Origin of the sequence: Nocardioides sp. Root682 (assembly GCF_001427795.1) — a bacterium.
Lineage (GTDB): Bacteria > Actinomycetota > Actinomycetes > Propionibacteriales > Nocardioidaceae > Nocardioides.
In genome coordinates this window covers 2,510,982-2,530,991 of sequence record NZ_LMHJ01000001.1, presented here as the reverse complement: position 1 = coordinate 2,530,991, position 20,010 = coordinate 2,510,982, and the positions used below count along the sequence as shown (strand labels likewise).

Sequence of the window (20,010 nt, the reverse complement as noted above, 5' to 3'; positions counted from 1 at the left end):
AACGACGGTGGGACGGCGGAGAAGTGATCGGTCGGTCGCTGTTCAGGGCAACGGCCAGCTGGCGTACAGGGAGCAGATCGCCGAGCTGTCCGACGGATAGGTGTGGGGTCGCCCCGGCGGGTTGAAGGCGCCCGGGTTCATGATGGCCCGCGGCGGCGGTCCGAAGTGGCCCAGGCCGAGGGAGTGACCGAACTCGTGCGCGGCCACGGTCTCGACGTCGAAGTCGGGCGAACCGGTGGGTACGTCGATCGCCCAGGCGCGGCCCGGTCGGGTGCCGCTCGGGTCACCGAACTCGTCGTTGAAGTAGATCTCGTTCAAGGCGGTGTCGAGGTAGCCGTCCCGGTTCACGTCCGTCAGCTCCAGGGTGACCTCGTCGACGAACACGAAGGTCTCGGAGAACGCGAGGATGGCGCCCTCGAAGGACGGGACGAAGGCGATGAACAGCTCGATCGGGTACCACCCGGCGAACTGGATGTCGGCGGCCGGCGTACCCCACTCGTAGTCGAGCGGCAGCAGGATGTTGTCGAGGATGTCGAGGTCGTGGCCGGGGTCCGCCCGCTTCACCAACGGGACCGCCTCGAGGCAGCGCTCCGGGGCCCAGACCCCGACGGACCGGTCGAGCGCGGCCTCGGTCGTCGCGCTGGCGAGCCCACTCGCCGTGTCGCCGTCGCTCTGGTCGACGACATAGGTCAGCCGCTCGCCGTCAGCCGCCCGGCGCTCGTCGCCGGGCACCCACCGCTGCCCGTAGTACCGCTTGAAGCGGTTGCCCACCCGCAACAGGCCGCCGCCCACCTGGAACGCCTCGACCTGGGCGAGACGGATCGGCGCGCGCAGCGCCTCGAGCCGGGTGTTGACCAGGTCCATGTGGGCGTCCAGCGCCGCCTCCAGACCGGCGCTGGACGTCGTGGCGCGCGGCGGTCCCTCGTCAGCGACCACCCGGGGCGTGCCCAGGAACGCGGCGAGGAGGGCGGCGGTCGCGGCCAGCGCGACTCCGCCCGCGAGTCGGGGATTCGTACGTCGCATGCCGCGCCTCCGGCAGTGGCGGGACCGGGTCCGGCCTGCCCCCCCGAGACGGCAGGTGATTCGACGGTACGCCCGTGAACGAGCCCGGGGAACCCCCGGATGCGAGCACTGGGCAACGACTTCTGGGTCAGGCAGCTCTGGCTGGGCCCCGGCAGGGCCGTCTGGAAACGTTCGCCCCGACTCACTGACCCTCGTCCGGGTCCATGACCCGCGCCCAGGTGACATCGTTCGCCGCTCGCCGTTCTCGACTGGTTCCCGATCCGACGTGGGTCTCCGCGGCACCTACGGGACTGCCGATGGCCGCCATGGTCGTCACCTCCCAGTGGGGCGGGACCCCGAATTCCACGGCGATGGCGTCGCGGTCGAAGGCCCGGAACTGGTGGACAGCGAGACCGAGCGCGTGAGTCTGGAAGGTCAGATGAGCCACGGCCTGGCCGAGGTCGTACTGGGCGAACTCCGAGTACTCGAAGGTGCTGCCTTCGACGAAGCGCTGCGACATGTTGGCGACCAGCAGGCTCGCTGACGGTGCCCACGAGGCTGAGCTCCTCGCGAGATGGCACACGAGTCGTTGGTGTACGTCGTCGCCACGTCGCCCGACGATGAAGGACCAAGGCTGTGAGTTGCCAGCCGACGGCGCCAGCCGCGCCGCGTCGAGAAGGCTGTCGACGTCCCCCTGCGACATCACATGGTTCTCGTCGAAGAGCACGGGACTGAAGCGGCTTCGAGCAAACCCGGTCAGGCGCGGGGAGGCAGTCATGTCGTTGCTCAACCCGGATCGCTGCAGGGATATTTCGGACCGACGACGCCTCGACGTCCGCTACCGGAAGACGCCGGCGTCAGTGCGCCATGTCGACGAAACGGCTGTAGTGACCCTGGAAGGCCACGGTGACGTCCCGGGTCGCGCCGTTGCGGTGCTTGGCAACGATCAGGTCGGCCTCGCCGGGGCGGGTCGACTCCTTCTCGTAGACGTCCTCGCGGTGCAGCAGGATCACCATGTCCGCGTCCTGCTCGATCGAGCCGGATTCACGAAGGTCGCTCATCATCGGCTTCTTGTCCGCGCGCTGCTCGGGGCCACGGTTCAGCTGCGAGAGCGCGATGATCGGGACCTCGAGCTCCTTGGCCAGCAGCTTCATCTGCCGGGAGAACTCCGAGACCTCGAGCTGACGGGACTCGACCTTCTTGCCCGAGCTCATCAGCTGGAGGTAGTCGATGACCAGGATCCGCAGGTCGTGCTTCTGCTTGAGCCGGCGCGCCTTGGCGCGGATCTCGGTCATCGTCATGTTCGGGGAGTCGTCGATGAACATCGGCGCGGCGGAGATCTTGGCGACGTGGCGGGCCAGGCGGTCCCACTCCTCGGTGCCCATCTTGCCGTTGCGGATGTGGTTCAGCGGGATGCGTGCCTCGGCCGAGAGCAACCGCATCACGATCTCGGCGCGCGTCATCTCGAGGCTGAAGAAGGCACTGGTCATGTTGTGGTGGATCGAGGCGGCCCGGCAAAAATCGAGAGCCAGGGTCGACTTGCCCATGGCCGGTCGAGCGGCGACGACGATCATCTGACCGGCGTGCAGGCCGTTGGTCAGGTCGTCGAGATCGGCGAAGCCGGTCGGGACGCCGTAGATCCCTGACTCACGGTTCTCGATCGCCTCGATCTCGTCGAGGACGCCGTCCATGATGTCGCCGAGGGGGGCGTAGTCCTCGGCCTTGCGGCGGTCGGTGACCTGGTAGACCTCGGCCTGCGCCTCGTTGACGATGCTGTCGACGTCGCCCTCGCCGGCGTAGCTGATCTGGACGATCTTGGTGCCGGCGTTGACCAGGCGGCGCAGGATCGACTTCTCGCGCACGATCTCGGCGTAGAAGCCGGCGTTGGCGGCGATCGGGACGTTGGCGGCCAGGGTGTGGAGGTACGGCGCCCCGCCCACCTTCTGCAGCTCGCCGCGACGCTGGAGCTCACCGGCGACCGTGACCATGTCGGCCGGTTCGCCGCGACTGTAGAGGTCGAGGATCGTCTCGTGGATCGACTCGTGCGCGGGGCGGTAGTAGTCCGGGCCGCGGAGCACCTCGACGACGTCGGCGATCGCGTCCTTGGAGATGAGCATCGCGCCGAGCACGGACTGCTCGGCAGCCATGTCCTGCGGCGGCACCCGTCCGCCGGCGGACTGCTGCGGGGCGTCACCCGGGGCGTAGGCCGCGGGGCCGTCACCCCACTCCGCGGGTGGCTCGGAGGTCCATGACGGCGCGTCGTCCGTGAGACTCACGGTTGCCCTCTCCCTCTTTCGTTGCCCTGCATCCGGGCGCTGCAATTGGCCCAGCGATCTTGCCGTCACGGTACGAACCGGCCCCGACACAATGCGGCAGCCGCGCCGTACCCCGGGAGGGGCGTCCTGCACCCGGACTGGCAACCTACGGGTCAGTAGCCGTCCGGCGAAAGCGGCCTGTACACAGGGCCTGGGGATAACCTGCGACCCGCCGTGGACGACACGCGTGGATGGTGTGTACGGGCTGGGGAGGAACCTGTGGAGAGAGGCCTGATGCGGACACCGATTGTGCCTCTGACCTGCATGAACGTTCTCCCGAGCCTGTGGATGAAGAAAAAGTTCGGTGTGATCTCGTTCACTTTCCGGACATACGGGTGTCACACGGGGTCCCCTTTGGCGCACCCCGGCGCCCCCGCCGCTCCGAACGCCTATCCACAACCACGCCCGAGTTATCCACCGATCAGGACAGCAGGTCCGTGAGCCGCCTCACCCGACGCCCCGAACACCGGCTGCTCGACCGGGAAATCGCCCGTCTGGCGGTCCCCGCGTTCCTCGCGCTCGTCGCCGAACCGCTCTTCCTGCTCGGCGACGCCGCCGTCGTCGGCCACCTCGGCACCCGCGAGCTCGCCGGCCTCGGGATCGCCGGGACGGTGCTCGCCACCGTCGTCGGCCTGTGCGTGTTCCTGGCCTACGGCACCACCGCGAGCGTCGCGCGCCAGCTCGGCGCCGGACAACGACGAGCGGCACTCGCCCAGGGCATCGACGGCCTCTGGCTGGCTGTCGTCATCGGCGTCCCGGTCACGCTGGCAACCGCCCTCCTCGCCGGTCCGCTCGTCGGCCTGTTCGGTGCGTCCGACGCGGTCAACGACCCCGCGACGACGTACCTCCGGATCGCCGCGGGCGGCATCACGCCCCTGCTCCTCGTCCTCGCGACAACTGGCGTCCTGCGTGGCCTGCAGGACACCCGCACGCCACTGGTCGTCGCCGTCGTCGGCAACCTCGCCAACATCGCCCTCAACATCCTCCTCGTGTACGGCGGCGGGCCGGTCCCCCGACTGGAGATCGCCGGTTCGGCCCTCGGATCGGTGATCGCACAGGTCGCGATGGCGGTGGCGCTGGTGCTCGTCGTGGTCCGGGCCGCGCGGAGGGAGGGTGCCGACCTGCGCCCCGACCTGCCCGGCGTCCGTGCGGCAGCCCGGGCCGGCGTACCCCTGCTGGTGCGGACCCTGACCCTGCGCGCGTCCCTGCTCGTCACCACGTACGCGGTGGTGATCGCGGCCAGTCCCAGCGGCCCGTCCGGCTCGGCGAGCGACGACGCGGTGCCGATCGCGACGCACCAGCTGGCGCTGACCCTGTGGGGGTTCCTCGCGTTCGTCCTCGACGCGATCGCGATCGCGGCCCAGGCCATCACCGGGCGCCATCTCGGAGCGGGTGACGTCGCCGCCGCGCGGGCGGTGACGAACCGGATGGTGGGCTGGGGCGTCGCGAGCGGCGTGGTCACCGGCGTACTGCTCGCCGCCTCCAGCCCCTGGCTCGGCGCGCTGTTCACCCCCGACCAGGGCGTGCGCGACGCACTCGTCCCCGTGCTGCTGGTCGCGGCCGCTGCCCAACCGGTTGCCGGCGTCGTGTTCGTGCTCGACGGAGTCCTGATCGGCGCGGGCGACGGCCGCTACCTGGCGGTCGCCGGACTCATCGTGCTCTGCGGCTACGCTCCCGTCGTGCTGCTGACGAGTGGGCTGGGCGCCGGACTGCCCTGGCTGTGGGTGGTCTTCGGCGCCGTGTTCATGGGCGGACGCCTCGCCACCCTGCTGCATCGCGCGGCCGGCGACCGCTGGCTGGTCACGGGCGCCGGGCGCGGCCGATGAAGCCGTTGTACTGGATCGCCGCCGGGCTCGCCCTCGTCGTGTTCACCAAGGCCCCCGCGGACCGCTACGACTACTCCGAGGTCCTGGGCAACGCGTTCGTCCTCATCGGCTGGATCAAGCTCGCCCGGACGCGACCGGAGATCCCGCTGCGGCTGACCCTCTGGTATCTCGCGGTGGTGGCGTTCCTGCTGTCCACCGTGCTCAGCGCTGCCGACGCTCGGGCATGGCTCGACGACGCCGACACGGCCGTGGTCTGGGCCGCCTCTCTGCCGGCACTTGGCTTCCAGGCCACGCTCTGCCACGCCCTGACCCGCCAGGCGCGCACCGCAGGCGCCCGCGGTGGCTGGTGGTGGACGGTCGCCGAGACAGGCATCCTGGTCGCCCTGGTCTCCACGGTCCTGTACGACGGCGCCGGCTGGAGCTGGCTCTACGGAGTCGGCACCCTCGGACTCGCCGGGGTGCTCCTCGTCATCGTGCTGTGCCTGGTCTACGGCCCGGCCGTCTGGGCGGGTGGCCCCGAGCCCGACCCGGAGCCGGAGCCGACCTGACCTGGTCTCGAGACGGTCGAAGAGCGACCTCCTCGACCTGCGGGCGTCAGCCCTGCAGTGCCGCGAGCACCAGCTCGGCAAGGGCGATCGACTGGCTGCGCGGGTCGCCCTCGTAGTCGACGCCGTCCTCGTACTCCAGCTCGACCGCGACCAGTGCCGACGCAGAGCAGGCGCGCAGCGTTGCCGCCAACGGCGGGGCGTCGCTGACCTTCCACCAGCCGTCGGTGGCGCCGGCGATGTCATCGGCCGGCTCGAGGATGGCGGAGTCCTCACTCGGCTGCGGGCAACCGAAGCCGCCCTTGGTGAAGTCGTCGGGACCGCTGACCGCGACCGTCACCCGGACCAGGTCGGTGGCGACGAAGGAGCAGTCGTCGCTCTCCCAGACGAACGCGCCCTCGCCGTTGGAGCCCCCGCCGGCCACACCCGGCTCGAACGAGACACCGAAGGCCTTCGCGATGTCGTCGGAGGTGACCAGGTCACACGCCGCGGGCAGAGCGGCCGGTGCGGCCGAGGTGGTCTCGGCTGCCGACGTCGTCTCCGTCGGAGCGGTCGTCGTGTCGGAGACCGCCGGGGTGCTCGGGGTGTCCGTGGGCGGCGTGACGCCCGATCCGTCGACACCTCCGTCGTCGCTGCAGCCGGTCAGTACCGGGGCGAGGAGCAGGAAGGCAGCAGGCCAGATCCGTCGTACGCGCACAAGGAACTCCTGAGATGGGGGAAGTCCCTCAAAACTAGCGGCCCAGCCGGCAGCGCGGCGGGAGGCGCCGGTGGCAGCTTGCTGCCCGCAGCAGTGCCGAAGACGCGCTCGGCCCGAAAAACCCAGCGTGGCCGGCCCCCAAGGGGACCGGCCACGCCGTGCGTCTCAATACGTCCTCGCCCTGCGGCTCGGACCACTCGACGAATTTGCTTCTTGTCAGCCGGGGATGACGTTGAGCGCGACCGCAACGGTCACGTCGTCGTGCAGCTTCACCGTCACGGCGTGGCTGCCCAGCGCCTTGATCGGGTTGCCGAGCGCGATGGTGCGCTTGTCGATCGCCTCGCCGGCGGCCTCGCCGAGCGCGGCGGCGATGTCGGCAGCGGTGACCGCGCCGAACAGCCGGCCGCCCTGGCCGGCCTTCACCTTGACGTCGACCGGCTTGCCCTCGAGCTTGGCCTTGATCTCGGCGGCGTGCGCCTCGTCACGAACCGCGCGAGCGGCCCGGGCCTGCTTGATGGAGTCGGCCTGCGCCTGCGCGCCACGGGTCCAACGGATGCCGAAGCCGCGCGGGAGGAGGTAGTTACGGCCGTAGCCGTCCTTGACCTCGACCACGTCGCCAGCGGCACCGAGGCCGTCGACTTCCTGGGTCAGGATGATCTTCATGTTCAGTCTCCTTCTGTCGCGTCGCTGATCAGCGGCCGGCGGAGGTGTAGGGCAACAGTGCGACCTCGCGGGCGTTCTTCACCGCGATGGCGACGTCCCGCTGGTGCTGGACGCAGTTGCCGGTCACCCGACGGGCACGGATCTTGCCGCGGTCGGAGATGAACTTCTTCAGCAGGCCGGTGTCCTTGTAGTCGACACCGGTCGCCTTGTCCTTGCAAAACTGGCAAACCTTTTTCTTGGGCTTGCGGACGACTGCCTTCGCCATTGTGGTGCTCCTCCTCAGAGCCCGGCCGCGCCCGCCTGGTCAGGCAGCGGGGCCGGAATGGTTGATGTGTTGTTGCCTAGAAAGGGGGCTCGTCGGCCGAGACACCCGGAGCGGCCCACGGGTCACCTGCCGGCGCCGCGCCGCCCGAGCTGGCCGGTGCCGAGGCACCGCCGCCGTTGCCCCACGGGTCATTGCCGGCCGGACGGCCGCCACCCTGGTTGCCGCCACCCTGGCCACCGCCGTAGCCGCCGCCCTGACCGCCGGCACCCTGGCCGCCGCCGGAGCGGGCAGCACGGGTGACCTTGGCCGTGGCGAACGTGAGCGACGGGCCGATTTCCTCGACCTGAAGCTCGTTGACCGTGCGCTTCTCGCCCTCACGCGTCTCGTAGGAGCGCGACACGAGCCGGCCCTGCGCGATGACCTTCATGCCCTTCTGGAGCGACTCGGCGACGTTCTCCGCCGCCTGGCGCCAGATCGAGCACCGCAGGAAGAGGGTCTCCCCGTCCTCCCAGGTGTTCGACTCTCGCTTGAAGATGCGAGGGGTCGACGCCACCGTGAAGTTGGCAACCGCGGCGCCGGAGGGCGTGAAACGCAGCTCCGGGTCGTCGGTCAGGTTGCCGATAACGGTGATGACGGTGTCGCCAGCCATGGTGCTCTCCTGGTGAGGGTGGGTTCGAGTGGCCAACCCGGGTCAGGCCCGGGCGATGGCCCCCATCGTTGCCTGTGGGGCCGACATACAGAAGTAGTCGTCCACAGGCGACGGGGATCCTCAGATGGTGGGTCGGATGACCTTGGTCCGCAGGATGACCTCGTTGAGGCCCAGCTGGCGGTCGAACTCGTCGACGGTTGCCGGCTCAGCGGTCAGCTTGATGATCGCGTAGATGCCTTCGGCATTCTTCTTGATCTCGTAGGCAAGACGGCGCTTGCCCCAGATGTCGACGTTGTCGACGGTTCCTCCGTCATTACGAATGACGTTGAGGTACTTGTCGAGCGACGGCTGAACCGTACGCTCATCGAGGCTCGGGTCGAGGATGACCACGACTTCATAGTTACGCAAAGCGGTCTCCACCTCCTCTGGACTTGGCGGCCGCGGACTTTCCGTGGCAGGAGGGCTCTGCAAACCGATCCGGATCTGCCCGGCTCGGTCGGACCGGCGCCTTGCGGCACCGGACAGGAGAGGTTAACAGCGCAGGCGACGTGCCTCACAATCGCTGAAGCAGGCGCCTCAGCAGGCCACTCAGCAGGCCGGCCAGCAGGTGTCGTCGGGCTACTCGAAGAGCACCGGGTTCTGGATCTCGACGTCGCCGATCACCAGCACCGCGTTCGCCCCGACCAGGTCCTCGGGCACGTCCAGGCCGACAGCTGCGCACACGTCGTCGGACCCGAGGCTCCACTCGCCCTCCGACGAACCGAGCACGTCCCCGTCCGGGTTGCGCAGCTCCAGGGTGAACGCCGTGCCGTCGGACAGCCCGGTGACCGCGAAGTGGGCGAAGAGGTTCGCGGGCAGGGTGACACCCGACAGGGTCTGTGGGTCGTCGAGGGTGCTCGGTTCCGAGCAGTCGTTCTTGCCGTCGACCGACCAACCGGCGCCACCGGCGCTGGCCTGGCCCATCGGGTCGGACGGCGGTTCCGGTACGTCGTCCAGGTACGGCGACACGTACTCCGGGTCGCCACCCTTCTTCGCGATCTCGACGATCGCCTCGGTGAGGTTGACCGGCCGGATCCGCGCCGAGCCGCCGGTGAAGCTGCCGCCCGCGCCGGACTCGCCGACCGACGCCTCGGTGACGACGGCGCTGTTGATGCCGACGAGCTCCCCGTCGAGGTTGATCGAGGCGCCGCCGGAATTGCCGGAGCCAATCCGGATGTCGCTGTCGATCCAGGCCCGGGGGCTGTCGATCGCAGTCTCGGTGAGGAAGGTCGACACGACACCGCGGGTGACGGTGAGGCCGCTCTCGATGCCGTCGTCGGAGGCGACGTGGGCGACGGCGGGGAACCCGAGCGCCGTGATCTCGTCACCGGTGCGCAGCTCGTCGCTGTCTCCGAGCTGCACCGGCTCCGGCAGGTCCAGGTCGCCCTTGATCTCCTTGCCGTCCGCGTCGGCAGTGATCTTGAGGACTGCGAGGTCGAGCACGCCGTCGGCCACGATCGGCTCCGCCGTGTACGACGCCGCGACCGGCACGTCGTCGTTCATGGACGTCAGCGCGATCCGCAGCGCGGCCGGGTCCGCGGCGGGCGGCTGCTGTCCGGGAGCACTCGGCTTGCCCACGTGCGCGTTGGTCAGGATCAGGCCGTCGTCGCTGATGATCGTGCCCGACCCGGTGTAGATCGGTTCACCGTCATCGTCGACCGCGATGATCAGCACGCTGGCGAGCTTGGCGCGGTCGAGCTCAGCGGTCGTCAGGACCCCGTCAGAACCGTCGGAGCCGCCGGGCCCGTCGGCGTCGGACGACCCCTCGTCGTCACCACCGAGCAGGACGGCGGCCGTGACGCCGCCCCCGACGAGCACCAGCGCGGCGGCGATGCCGCCGACCAGGGCAGCGGTGCGCCTGCGCTTCTTCTTCGCGATGGACTTCTGGGCCTTGCCGGCCTCGACGATCGGGATCACCTCCAGCTCGGCACCCGCCGTGGGGTGGCCGAGCATCAGCGTCGTCGGGTCGACGAGCTTTCGCTGGGCGACCCGGTCCTCCTCCAGGAACGTGCCGGCGGTCGACCTGTCGACGTACCACCAGCCGTCGGGGCGGCCCTCGATCACACCGTGCAGCCGCGACACCGACGGGTCGTCGATGGTCACCTCGTTGGCGGGGTCGCGACCGATCCGGACGACGCTGCCCGGCGGGAAGCGCAACGGGCCGGTCGCCGTACGCACGAGCAGGCCGGGGCCGCTGACGTAGTTCGGCCCGAGCGGGCCGACGCCGGGGAGCACGGTCTGGGCGAGCGGGAGGCCCGGCGGCACACCGGCCGCGTCGAAGGGACGCTGGGCCGTGGCGGCCGGGGTGAGCACCAGCTCCTCACCGTCGACGGAGCCGAACCGGATCGCCGTACGGCCGCTGACGCGGACCTCGGTGACCCGGACGCCGCCCTGCCAGGTGCCGCTGCTCGACCCGGTGTCGACGAGCGTCCAGCCGGAGCCGTCGTACCGCAGCTGCGCGTGCTGGCGGGAGACGGAAGGGCCGCTGAGGACGATGTCGCAGCCGGGGTCACGGCCGATGGTCACGGGACGCTGGCCGTCGAAGTCCCACGCTCGGCCCGAGACCTCTGCATGAAGGGTGCTCACGGGGTCGAACGCTAGCCGTGCGCGCGCCTTCACGGCGACCGCACCGCCGCGGTCGCCTGTCGGAGCCGCTGCCTACGATGGCGGCCATGAGCGAGCTGCGCATCGGAGCCCATGTCGACCAGACCGACCCCATCGGCGAGGCCCGCGCCCGCAACGCCCCGCTGGTGCAGTTCTTCCTCGGCAACCCGCAGTCCTACAAGGGCCCCGTCCTTGCGTACGACGGCGGGCCGGCGCAGCTGCGCGCCGACGCCGAGGAGGCCGGGATCGACCTGTACGTGCACGCGCCGTACCTCATCAACGTGGCGACCACGAACAACCGCCAGCGGATCCCGAGCCGCAAGCTGCTGCAGCAGCACGTCGACGCCGCCGCCGAGATCGGTGCCAAGGGACTGATCGTCCACGGCGGCCACGTCACCGACGAGGACGATCCCGCGAAGGGGTTCGACAACTGGCGCAAGGCGATCGAGGCGACCGACCTCAAGCTCCCGCTGCTGATCGAGAACACCGCGGGCGGCACCAACGCGATGACCCGCTACCTCGACCGGATCAAGGGCACCTGGGACGCGATCGGCGCGGCCGAGGGCGCCGACATGGTCGGCTTCTGCCTCGACACCTGCCACGCCCACGCGGGCGGCAACCGGCTCGAGACCATCGTCGACGACATCCGCGCCATCACCGGCCGGATCGACCTGGTCCACGCCAACGACAGCCGCGACGACTTCGACTCCGGCGCCGACCGGCACGCCAACTTCGGCGCCGGCCGGATCGACCCCGACCTGCTCGCGCAGGTGGTCCGTGACGCCGGGGCGCCGGTCGTCTGCGAGACGCCCGGTGGTGCGGACGAGCACGTCACCGACTTCGCCTGGCTCCGCGAACGGCTGTGAGAGCCGCCGGGGCGACCCGATAACCTCGGGCCCATGCCCAGCGTGCGCCCGATCACCCGTCAAATCAGCGCAGCCGAGCACCGCGACCACCTCGCCACGCTTCCCTCGGCGAGCTTCCTGCAGACCCCCGGGTGGGCGAAGGTCAAGAGCGAGTGGCGCAGCGAGTCGATCGGCTGGTTCGACGACGCCGGCAAGCAGCAGGGCGTCGCGCTGGTGCTCTATCGCAAGCTCCCGAAGCTGAACCGCTACCTCGCCTACCTCCCCGAGGGACCGGTCCTGGACTGGACCACCGACCAGCTCGGCGACTGGCTGACACCGATGGTGGCGCACCTGAAGGAACAGGGCGCGTTCGCCGTCCGGATCGGCCCGCCGGTCGTCACTCGCCGCTGGTCGACCGCCCAGGTCAAGGACGGCATCGCCGACCCCGAGGTCAGGCTGCTCAGCCAGATCGCGCCCGCCGAACGCACGGCCGCCGGTGCCCGCGTCGTCGCCCAGCTGCACGAGCTGGGGTGGCGCCACCAGGGTGTCGAGGGCGGGTTCGCTGCGGGACAGCCGCAGTTCGTGTTCCAGATCCCGCTCCGGGACGCCGACGGCAACCAGCGCACCGAGGACGACGTCCTCAAGGGGATGAACCAGTTGTGGCGCCGCAACATCAAGAAGGCCGCCAAGGAGGGTGTCGAGGTCACCGTCGGCAGCCCTGCGGACCTCGCGGCGTTCCACGAGCTCTACGTCCACACCGCCCAGCGCGATCACTTCACCCCGCGTCCGTTGCGCTACTTCGAGACGATGTACGACGCCCTGGTCGCCGACGTGGACACCCCCGGCGACCGCTTCAAGCTGTGGCTGGCCCACCACGAGGGCGACCTGGTCGCCTCCACGATCGCGATCCGGGTCGGCGAGCACGCCTGGTACTCCTACGGCGCCTCGTCCACGGAGAAGCGCGAGGTCCGCGGCTCCAACGCGGTCCAGTGGGCGATGATCCGCGACGCCCTCGCGGCCGGTGCGGCCGTCTACGACCTGCGCGGCATCACCGAGACCCTCGACGCCAGCGACTCCCACGTCGGCCTGATCCAGTTCAAGGTCGGCACCGGTGGCGAGGCCGTCGAGTACGCCGGCGAGTGGGACCTGCCGATCAACCGGGCGCTCTACAAGGCGTTCCAGGTCTACCTGGCTCGGCGGGGCTGACATGAGCTTGACCCTCACGGTCGACGGGCCACGCTGGCGCGACCACCTCGAGTCGGTCGCCGCCGCCCACCCCGGCCTGGTGCCAGTCGCCAAGGGCAACGGCTACGGCTTCACCAACGCCCGGTTGGCGCGCAAGGCGCAGTGGCTCATCGACCGCGGCCACGACGTGCACGCCCTCGCGGTCGGGATGTACGACGAGCTGCCGGACGTCGTCCAACGGTGGCACGGCGACGTGCTGGTCCTCACCCCGTGGCGCCCGTGGGTGCCGCTGGAGCCCGCACTCGCCCGCCGGTTGATCCACACCGTCAGCCGGGTCGCCGACCTGCGCGACCTGCTGCACGCCGACCCGACCGCCCGCGTCGTCCTCGAGCGGATGACCTCGATGCGTCGCCACGGCATGGCCGCACGCGAGCTGTGGGAGGCCGGCGACCTGCTGCGCAAGCACCCCGGCGCCCGCGTCGAGGGCCTCGCCCTGCACCTGCCCCTCGGCCAGGGCACCCACCTGGGCGAGGTCACCCGCCTGATGAACGACTACGTCGCCGCCGAGGTGCCCGACCAGTCACCCGCGCACCGACCGACCGTCTGGGTCAGCCACCTGACCGACGCGGAGCTGGGCACCCTGCGCGGGCAGTACGGCGACTTCACCTTCCGTCCGCGCATCGGCACCGGCCTGTGGCTGGGTGCGCGGTCCGCGCTGCGCGTCACCGCGACCGTGCTGGACGTGCACGCGGTGGACCGTGGGGACGCGTTCGGGTACCGCAGCCGCACGGCCCCCAAGTCCGGCCACGTGCTCGTGGTCAGCGGTGGCACCGCCCACGGCATCGGCCTCGAGGCGCCCTCGGGCGAACAGACGATCAAGGCCCGTGCGGCGACGCTGGCCCGAGGCGGCCTCGACGCGGTCGGCTTCGTGCGGTCGCCGTACTCCATCGACGGGAAGCAGCGACTCTTCGCCGAGCCCCCGCACATGCAGGCCTCGATGCTGTTCCTCCCGCACGGCTCGCGGGTGCCCGAGGTGGGCGAGGACGTCGACGTGCGGGTGCGCTACACCGCGACGGCGTTCGACCGGGTCGTCGTCACGCCGTAGGCGTCTTCAGGTCGTCCGGGTTCTCGGGCGTTCCGGCCGGACAGGTGATCTCGTCGGTCGCGAGCCTTCCGTCGTCGTCGACGAGGTAGCGCTGGCAGACACGACCCCACACCCAGTCCCCGCCATCGAAGGGGCTCTTCGGCTCCGAGTACTCGTAGACGACGGCGACGAAGCTGCTGGACTCCGCGGACGCCCCGGACTGTTCAGGGAACAACGCGACCGTGGGGAACCCGAGGTCCGCCAGGTCGAGCTCGTCGGGCTGCTCAACCCAGCGCCGGGCCTCCTCGAGTCGACGCGGAGGCGCGACACCGGCGACCCGGTCCTGCAGAAGCTCCTCCACCGCCGCGGCCGAGGAGACGGCATCGTCGTGTGCTCGCTCGGCCGTGGAGTGCTCGGTGAAACCGGCGCAACCGGTGAGGACAAGGGCGGTGGAGAACAGGAGCAGACCCCGAGACCGGCTCACCGACTACACCTTCGCCTGGTCGCGAGACGGTCGCAGCGCGGCCTCTCCGATCTCGTCGGCCTCGTCGGCCTCGTCGAGCGCCGGAGGATCGCGGTCCGGGTCGTGCACCGGGTCGTGCTCGGGGCGGTACAGGTCCCGCACGATGACGGCCGCGAGGTAGAGCTCGCCGACCACCCGGACAGCGATGCCGACCCAGTAGAAGCCGGCGTCGCCACCACCCGCCGGCGACAGGTAGCCACCGAGGTACCACCAGATCGTGCAGAAGTAGAAGACCTCGGTGCCCTGCCAGATCAGCTGGTCGCGCCAGCGCGGCCGGGCGAGGACAGCGAGCGGCAGCAGCCACAGGACGTACTGCGGTGAGTAGACCTTGTTGACCAGCAGGAACCCGACCACGATCAGGTAGCCGAGCTGGGCGAGGCGCGGGGTGTCGAGGCGTCTCGATACACCCGCGACTCGTTCCTCGTCGCGGGCACTCGACGACCTTGCGGCCGTCATCCCGATCACGAACACACCGAGGCACCACGCGCCGAAGATCACCCACGACCACACGTTGATGGTGTGCGCCTTGAACCCCACGTCGCCGGCCTGGTCGATCAGCATCCACACCGAGCCGAGGTCGGCGGTGCGCTCGGCGTTGAAGCTCCAGAACACCTTCCACTGGTCGGGGCCGGTGAGGAAGCCGGGCGCGTTCGCGACCAGCCAGGCCAGGGCCGCGGACACGGTCACCGAGGCGAAGGTCCAGTACTGACGCCGGCGCAGGCAGATCACCAGGATCGCGCCGAGCAGGAACAGCGGGTAGAGCTTGGCGGCCGTGCCGAGCCCGATCAGTACGCCGGTCAGCACCGGCCGGTCGCGCGACCACGACCAGAGAGCTCCGGCCACCAGCGCGACGGCGATCAGGTCCCAGTTGATCAGGCCGGTCAGCAGCAGCGCCGGCGACAGGGCGAACGCCGCGGCGTCCCAGGGGCGGCGCTCATGGGTGCGGGAGAGCAGGAACACCGCCACCAGCGCGAGCAGGGCGAATCCGACGGCGTTGACCAGCAGGAAGATGGTCTGCTCGTCGTTGACCTCGTCGTCGTCGTACAACCGGTCGACGGGCGACTGGTAGCGCTGCTCGACGTCGGGTGAACCGTTCAGCCAGTGCGTCACCCACGCCGTGCTCCACGCCCAGTAGGCGATGCCGACGGGGTACTCCATCACCTCGTAGCGCTCACGGGTCTGCTCGTCGTCGGAGTACGGCCACGCGTGCTCGGCCAGGCCTCGCGGCACGTAGAGCGGCCGCAGGTCGGTGTAACACATGTGGGAGTAGACCCAGTTCTGGTCCTTGCCGTCGACCAGCGAGCACGGCGCCTTCTGGACCAGGCCCAGGCAGCAGGTGAACGCGGTCAGCAGGAGCAGCACCCGCAGTGGCGTCCACCACCGGTGCGGCCGCGCGCGCTCACCCATCGGCCCGCCGACCACCTCGCTCAGCGCACCGACGACGGGGTCGTCGTTGGTGGCGTGGACGTGGGGCATCCGCTCCTGGGGCATCGAGCCGCTGGCCTCAGGCGGCGGTACGACGACGGCGGCCGACCCGCACGCGGTTGTTGGCGTTCCCCGGCACCGCCGGGTTCAGCGGCTGGGGATCATCCAGGTCCGGCACGCCATCGTTGTCGTCGTCCTCGTCGAAGATGTCCGGGGTCCCGTCGCCGTCCGTGTCAGTAGACGGGTCGGGAGGTGTGCTGGTCGGCGGTCCGGGGTCCTTGGTCGGCGTCGGGGTGGGCGTCGGCGTCGGGGTGGGCGTCGGCGTCGGCGTCGGCTTCGGCTTCTTGGTCGGCTTCGGCTTCGGCTTCGGCGGCTCGTGGCCCTTCCCGGGAGCCTCGCCCTTGACGTTCGCGGCCGGCGGCAGCTCCTCGATGTCCTCGCCGTCGAGCGCGCGGGTCATCACCTCGGTCCACGTCTCCGCGGGATAGGCCCCTCCGAAGTACGACGGCAGCCAGCCCTGGAGCTGTTCGTTGCCCTTGCCGCGCACGTACATCACCGCGGTGGCCAGCTGCGGCGTGTAGCCGACGAACCAGGCCGAGGAGACCTCGCCCTTGCCGTTGGTCGCGGTGCCGGTCTTGCCGGCGGCCGGGCGACCCAGCCCCAGTGCTGCCGTCCCGGAGCCGGACTTCACGACCTGCTGGAGCGCGAAGCCGACGTCGTCGGACACGCCCTCGCGGATGGCGCGGTGGTCGGTGACCTTGTGGGAGTAGCGGACGACGCCGTCGGCGTCCTCCACCTTCTCGATGATGTAGGCGTCGGCCGCGACACCGCGGTTGGCGATGGTGGCGTAGCCGTTGGCCATGTTGATGGGGCTGACGGTCTGGGAACCCAGGGCGACACCCGTGTTGGGCTCCAGGCCGGGGCTCGAGGTCGGGAAGCCGTACGGCTTGGAGGCGGCCTGCTCCGGCGGGATCCCCATCTGGTTGGCCGTCTCGATGATCTTCTCGGGACCGTCGGGCGTCGCCAGCGTCATGTCGATGTAGGCGGTGTTGATCGAGTCCTCGGTGGCCTTGACCAGGTTGACCTTGCCGTAGGAGTGGTCGCCCTGGTTCTCGATCGGTCGGCCGCCGCCGGGCAGCTCGTACGGCGAGTTGCCGTCGAAGGTGTCCTTGAGCTCCCAGCCCGCCTCGATGCCGGCCGCCAGCGCGAACGGCTTGAACGTCGACCCGGCCTGGCCCCCGGACACCGCCCAGTTGAGCTGGGACTTGAGGAAGTCGTGGCCGCCGTAGAAGCCCCGCACCGCGCCCGTTCCGGGCTCGACCGAGGCGACCCCGATGTGGAGGTTCGCACCAAAGCCCTCGGGCCGGGCCGCCTGGACACCCTGCTGGGCGGCCCGCATCGCCTTCTTGGTGAAGGTGGTGGTGATCTTCAGCCCGCTGCCATCGATCTCCTCCTCGCTGAACCCGAGGCGGATCAGCTCCTTGCGGACCATCGTCAGCGCGTGGCCCTTCTGGCCGGCGTACTGGTTGCCCTGCTTGATGTCCGGGAAGTCCGGCAGGCCCTGCTCGAGCGCCTTCGTCGCGAGATCGGGGTCCACGGTGTCCATGTCCTGCATGGCCCGGATGATCCGCTCGTAACGGGCCTCGAGCCGGGCCCTCGCGTCCTCGCCGTTGGCGGGGTCGAAGCGGATCGGGTTGTTCAGGACGGCTGCGAGGACGACCGACTGGCTCAACCGCAGGTCCTTCGCGTCACGACCGAAGTACGCCTGGGCGGCGGCCTGGATGCCGTACGCACCCCGACCGAAGTAGATGGTGTTGAGGTAGCCCTCGAGGATCTCCTGCTTGGACAGCTGGTTCTTGATCTTCAGCGACAGCAGCGCTTCCTTGGCCTTGCGCTTCCAGGTGCGGTCCTGGGTCAGGTAGAGGATCTTCACGTACTGCTGGGTGATCGTCGAGGCACCCTGCTTCGAGTTGCCCTGGGCGTTGCTGAACGCCGCGCGCAGGATGCCCTTCGGGTCCAGGCCGCTGTCGGTCCAGAACGTCTGGTTCTCCGAGGCGACGACCGCGTCCTTCACGAACTGCGGCATCTCGTCGTAGTCGATCGAGTCCCGCTTCTGGATCGCGAACTCGCCGAGCTCGGACTTGCCGCCGGCGTAGAAGACCTGCGTGGTCTCGGTCAGGAACTCGGCGTTCTTGTCCGGGATGTCGATCGATCGGTAGGCGATGAACAGCGCGAGCAGGCCCAGCAGGCCGAGGACCACACCGCTGACCAGGCTCCACAGCGCGAGGCGCTTGATCTTCTGCTTCAGCGTGCGGGGAGCCTTGTCGCCCTTGCCGCCGCCCTTGCCGCCCGACTTTCCGGACCCGGACCTGCCGCGCGACGACGACGAACCTTGCGACTTGCGCTTTCCCTCGACCACGCACCACAGGGTACGGCGCACACCTGTGTCACCCGATTCGTGACCGACGGTCGTCGCAAGGACACTCTCGATCCATCGAAAGTTCACGTTCCGTGGATATATCGCTACGATAGGTCGCATGGCACGGCGTGGCGACACCATCGAGTTGGCAGTCCTCGGACTGCTGCACGAGGGACCCATGCACGGCTACGAGCTGCGCAAGCGGCTCAACCTGATGCTCGGATGGGGCCGGCTGCTTTCGTACGGCTCGCTCTACCCGGCGTTGAAGAAGATGCTCCGCGGCAGCCTCATCGAGGAAGTCGTTCCGTCGGGTCCCCAGAGCCGGCGGCAGCGGATCGTCTACGAGGTGACCCCTCAGGGCACCGAGGAGTTCCAGCGCCTCATGTCGGAGGTGGGTCCTGCTGCATGGGAGGACGACAACTTCGACATCCGGTTCCGGTTCTTCTCCTCCACCGACATGGAGATCCGGCTGCGCGTCCTCGAAGGACGTCGCTCGCGGCTCCAGGAGCGGCTGGAACGGGTTCAGCGCGACCTCGCGATGACCCAGAAGGAAGCCGACCGCTACGCCTCAGAGCTCCAGAGGCACGGCGTCGAATCGGTCGAGCGAGAGGTCCGATGGCTCTCGGACCTCATCAACGCCGAGCGCGGTGCCCAGACATTCGGGCAGTCGCGCGCCGAAGCAGCGCCCGAGACGCCGACACCGTCGGCTTCTTGATCACACATCCAGCACACGTTCATGAACAGTCACAGTCATGAGTACCAGGAAGGAACACACCCGATGGGTTCGGTTCGAGTAGCGATCGCCGGCGTGGGCAACTGCGCCACGTCCCTGATCCAGGGCGTGCAGTACTACCGGGACGCCGATGCGACGAGCACCGTCCCGGGGCTCATGCACGTGAAGTTCGGTCAGTACCACGTCTCTGACGTCCAGTTCGTCGCCGCGTTCGACGTCGACGACAAGAAGGTCGGCAAGGACCTCTCCGAGGCCATCAACGCCTCCGAGAACAACACCATCCAGATCGCCGAGGTCCCGACCCTCGGTGTCGAGGTCCAGCGCGGCCCGACGCTCGACGGTCTCGGCAAGTACTACCGGATGACGATCGAGGAGTCCGCCGCCGAGGCGGTCGACGTCGTCCAGGCCCTCAAGGACGCCAAGGTCGACGTGCTGGTCTCGTACCTGCCCGTTGGTTCCGAAGAGGCCGACAAGTTCTACGCCCAGTGCGCGATCGACGCGGGCGTGGCCTTCGTCAACGCCCTGCCCGTCTTCATCGCCTCCGACCCCGAGTGGGCCAAGAAGTTCGAGGACGCCGGCGTCCCGATCGTCGGTGACGACATCAAGTCGCAGGTCGGCGCGACCATCACGCACCGCGTGATGGCGAAGCTGTTCGAAGACCGTGGCGTGGCGCTGGACCGCACGTACCAGCTCAACGTCGGCGGCAACATGGACTTCAAGAACATGCTCGAGCGCGAGCGCCTCGAGTCCAAGAAGGTCTCCAAGACCCAGGCCGTGACCTCGAACCTCACCGGTTCGCTGGCCAACCTGACGGACAGCAAGAACGTCCACATCGGCCCGTCCGACTACGTCGCGTGGCTCGACGACCGCAAGTGGGCCTACGTCCGCCTCGAGGGTCGCGCCTTCGGTGACGTCCCGCTCAACCTCGAGTACAAGCTCGAGGTCTGGGACTCCCCGAACTCCGCCGGCATCATCATCGACGCCGTGCGCGCCGCGAAGATCGCCCTGGACCGTGGCGTCGGTGGCCCGATCATCGCCGCGTCGGCGTACCTCATGAAGAGCCCGCCGGTTCAGATCGAGGACACCGAGGGTCGCCTCCTGCTGGAGAAGTTCATCTCCGGCGACGAGTGACCTCGTAGCAACTGCCGAAGGGCCGGTTCCCCCACGGGGAACCGGCCCTTCGTCGTCGAT

At 69.6% G+C, this 20,010-nt stretch carries 19 protein-coding genes; 7 read left to right on the top strand and 12 right to left on the bottom strand.

The features are described 5' to 3' along the window. Nucleotides 1-42: 42 nt before the first annotated feature. The 3 genes from ASD84_RS11840 to dnaB all read right to left on the bottom strand — a co-directional run bounded on the left by ASD84_RS11840 (nucleotide 43) and on the right by dnaB (nucleotide 3,164). The gene (locus ASD84_RS11840) at nucleotides 43-1,023 is read right to left on the bottom strand and encodes a matrixin family metalloprotease (RefSeq protein WP_056710261.1); all 981 of its coding nucleotides are present in this window, start codon (nucleotides 1,021-1,023) and stop codon (nucleotides 43-45) included. A 181-nt stretch (nucleotides 1,024-1,204) separates the two neighbouring features. Next, nucleotides 1,205-1,780, bottom strand: coding sequence for a nitroreductase family protein (locus tag ASD84_RS11835; protein WP_056710259.1), 576 nt, complete (start codon nucleotides 1,778-1,780; stop codon nucleotides 1,205-1,207). Between the two features lie 79 nt (nucleotides 1,781-1,859). Beyond that, on the bottom strand, nucleotides 1,860-3,164 hold the full coding sequence (gene dnaB / locus ASD84_RS11830) for a replicative DNA helicase (protein WP_268788473.1): 1,305 nt from the start codon (nucleotides 3,162-3,164) through the stop codon (nucleotides 1,860-1,862). Between the two features lie 590 nt (nucleotides 3,165-3,754). On the opposite strand from dnaB, the gene ASD84_RS11825 reads away from it, so the two are divergent. After that, the gene (locus tag ASD84_RS11825; protein ID WP_056710256.1) at nucleotides 3,755-5,143 is read left to right on the top strand and encodes an MATE family efflux transporter; all 1,389 of its coding nucleotides are present in this window, start codon (nucleotides 3,755-3,757) and stop codon (nucleotides 5,141-5,143) included. Beyond that, nucleotides 5,140-5,691: a hypothetical protein gene (locus ASD84_RS11820; protein ID WP_056710254.1), complete on the top strand. Its 552-nt coding sequence runs from the start codon at nucleotides 5,140-5,142 to the stop codon at nucleotides 5,689-5,691. Before ASD84_RS11825 ends, ASD84_RS11820 begins: the two co-directional genes overlap by 4 nt. 46 nt (nucleotides 5,692-5,737) lie before the next feature. Here the strand turns inward: ASD84_RS11820 and ASD84_RS11815 are convergent, their stop codons facing one another. The 6 genes from ASD84_RS11815 to ASD84_RS11790 all read right to left on the bottom strand — a co-directional run bounded on the left by ASD84_RS11815 (nucleotide 5,738) and on the right by ASD84_RS11790 (nucleotide 10,587). Further along, on the bottom strand, nucleotides 5,738-6,385 hold the full coding sequence (locus ASD84_RS11815) for a hypothetical protein (protein WP_056710252.1): 648 nt from the start codon (nucleotides 6,383-6,385) through the stop codon (nucleotides 5,738-5,740). 216 nt (nucleotides 6,386-6,601) lie between these two features. Continuing rightward, nucleotides 6,602-7,048, bottom strand: a complete 447-nt coding sequence (gene rplI, locus ASD84_RS11810) for a 50S ribosomal protein L9 (protein WP_056710251.1) — start codon at nucleotides 7,046-7,048, stop codon at nucleotides 6,602-6,604. 28 nt (nucleotides 7,049-7,076) lie between these two features. After that, entirely contained in the window at nucleotides 7,077-7,313 is a 237-nt protein-coding gene (gene rpsR / locus ASD84_RS11805) for a 30S ribosomal protein S18 (protein ID WP_056710249.1), read from the bottom strand. A gap of 76 nt (nucleotides 7,314-7,389) precedes the next feature. Beyond that, a complete protein-coding gene (locus ASD84_RS11800; RefSeq protein WP_056710247.1) occupies nucleotides 7,390-7,962 on the bottom strand; it encodes a single-stranded DNA-binding protein in 573 nt (190 codons plus the stop codon). A gap of 120 nt (nucleotides 7,963-8,082) precedes the next feature. Next, nucleotides 8,083-8,370, bottom strand: coding sequence for a 30S ribosomal protein S6 (gene rpsF, locus ASD84_RS11795; RefSeq protein ID WP_056710976.1), 288 nt, complete (start codon nucleotides 8,368-8,370; stop codon nucleotides 8,083-8,085). 210 nt (nucleotides 8,371-8,580) lie between these two features. Continuing rightward, on the bottom strand, nucleotides 8,581-10,587 hold the full coding sequence (locus ASD84_RS11790; RefSeq protein WP_056710244.1) for an FHA domain-containing protein: 2,007 nt from the start codon (nucleotides 10,585-10,587) through the stop codon (nucleotides 8,581-8,583). Between the two features lie 86 nt (nucleotides 10,588-10,673). On the opposite strand from ASD84_RS11790, the gene ASD84_RS11785 reads away from it, so the two are divergent. From ASD84_RS11785 to ASD84_RS11775, 3 genes are read left to right on the top strand one after another with little or no spacing between them, the layout of a single operon-like run. Further along, nucleotides 10,674-11,471 carry a deoxyribonuclease IV gene (locus ASD84_RS11785; protein WP_200954498.1) on the top strand — a complete coding sequence of 266 codons (798 nt, stop codon included), beginning with the start codon at nucleotides 10,674-10,676 and terminating at the stop codon, nucleotides 11,469-11,471. 33 nt (nucleotides 11,472-11,504) lie between these two features. Then, a complete protein-coding gene (locus ASD84_RS11780) occupies nucleotides 11,505-12,656 on the top strand; it encodes a lipid II:glycine glycyltransferase FemX (protein WP_056710241.1) in 1,152 nt (383 codons plus the stop codon). A gap of 1 nt (nucleotide 12,657) precedes the next feature. Then, entirely contained in the window at nucleotides 12,658-13,740 is a 1,083-nt protein-coding gene (locus ASD84_RS11775; RefSeq protein ID WP_056710238.1) for an alanine racemase, read from the top strand. Here the strand turns inward: ASD84_RS11775 and ASD84_RS11770 are convergent. Genes ASD84_RS11770 through ASD84_RS11760 form a run of 3 tightly spaced genes read right to left on the bottom strand, consistent with a single transcriptional unit; the run spans nucleotide 13,730 to nucleotide 18,086 of the window. After that, a complete protein-coding gene (locus tag ASD84_RS11770; RefSeq protein ID WP_056710236.1) occupies nucleotides 13,730-14,203 on the bottom strand; it encodes a hypothetical protein in 474 nt (157 codons plus the stop codon). The two genes, ASD84_RS11775 and ASD84_RS11770, sit on opposite strands and share 11 nt — an antisense overlap. A gap of 3 nt (nucleotides 14,204-14,206) precedes the next feature. Beyond that, the gene (locus ASD84_RS11765) at nucleotides 14,207-15,718 is read right to left on the bottom strand and encodes a glycosyltransferase family 87 protein (protein ID WP_056710234.1); all 1,512 of its coding nucleotides are present in this window, start codon (nucleotides 15,716-15,718) and stop codon (nucleotides 14,207-14,209) included. Between the two features lie 28 nt (nucleotides 15,719-15,746). Continuing rightward, nucleotides 15,747-18,086 carry a transglycosylase domain-containing protein gene (locus ASD84_RS11760; protein ID WP_162251526.1) on the bottom strand — a complete coding sequence of 780 codons (2,340 nt, stop codon included), beginning with the start codon at nucleotides 18,084-18,086 and terminating at the stop codon, nucleotides 15,747-15,749. A 118-nt stretch (nucleotides 18,087-18,204) separates the two neighbouring features. Here ASD84_RS11760 and ASD84_RS11755 point away from each other — a divergent pair, with 118 nt between their 5' ends. Both ASD84_RS11755 and ASD84_RS11750 read left to right on the top strand, forming a co-directional pair. After that, nucleotides 18,205-18,801 carry a PadR family transcriptional regulator gene (locus ASD84_RS11755; protein ID WP_056710230.1) on the top strand — a complete coding sequence of 199 codons (597 nt, stop codon included), beginning with the start codon at nucleotides 18,205-18,207 and terminating at the stop codon, nucleotides 18,799-18,801. Between the two features lie 63 nt (nucleotides 18,802-18,864). Beyond that, nucleotides 18,865-19,950 (top strand): inositol-3-phosphate synthase, encoded by a 1,086-nt coding sequence (locus tag ASD84_RS11750; protein ID WP_056710227.1) that lies wholly within the window; start codon nucleotides 18,865-18,867, stop codon nucleotides 19,948-19,950. Nucleotides 19,951-20,010 lie beyond the last annotated feature (60 nt).

What these genes read in the sequence shown, in the direction of transcription:
- ASD84_RS11840 (WP_056710261.1), bottom strand. Translation starts at nt 1,023, where the DNA reads ATGCGACGTACGAATCCCCGACTCGCGGGCGGAGTCGCGCTGGCCGCG.
- rplI (WP_056710251.1), bottom strand. Translation starts at nt 7,048, where the DNA reads ATGAAGATCATCCTGACCCAGGAAGTCGACGGCCTCGGTGCCGCTGGC.
- rpsR (WP_056710249.1), bottom strand. Translation starts at nt 7,313, where the DNA reads ATGGCGAAGGCAGTCGTCCGCAAGCCCAAGAAAAAGGTTTGCCAGTTT.
- ASD84_RS11780 (WP_056710241.1), top strand. Translation starts at nt 11,505, where the DNA reads ATGCCCAGCGTGCGCCCGATCACCCGTCAAATCAGCGCAGCCGAGCAC.
- ASD84_RS11755 (WP_056710230.1), top strand. Translation starts at nt 18,205, where the DNA reads ATGGCACGGCGTGGCGACACCATCGAGTTGGCAGTCCTCGGACTGCTG.
- ASD84_RS11820 (WP_056710254.1), top strand. Translation starts at nt 5,140, where the DNA reads ATGAAGCCGTTGTACTGGATCGCCGCCGGGCTCGCCCTCGTCGTGTTC.
- ASD84_RS11800 (WP_056710247.1), bottom strand. Translation starts at nt 7,962, where the DNA reads ATGGCTGGCGACACCGTCATCACCGTTATCGGCAACCTGACCGACGAC.
- ASD84_RS11785 (WP_200954498.1), top strand. Translation starts at nt 10,674, where the DNA reads ATGAGCGAGCTGCGCATCGGAGCCCATGTCGACCAGACCGACCCCATC.
- ASD84_RS11835 (WP_056710259.1), bottom strand. Translation starts at nt 1,780, where the DNA reads ATGACTGCCTCCCCGCGCCTGACCGGGTTTGCTCGAAGCCGCTTCAGT.
- ASD84_RS11750 (WP_056710227.1), top strand. Translation starts at nt 18,865, where the DNA reads ATGGGTTCGGTTCGAGTAGCGATCGCCGGCGTGGGCAACTGCGCCACG.
- ASD84_RS11775 (WP_056710238.1), top strand. Translation starts at nt 12,658, where the DNA reads ATGAGCTTGACCCTCACGGTCGACGGGCCACGCTGGCGCGACCACCTC.
- ASD84_RS11765 (WP_056710234.1), bottom strand. Translation starts at nt 15,718, where the DNA reads ATGCCCCACGTCCACGCCACCAACGACGACCCCGTCGTCGGTGCGCTG.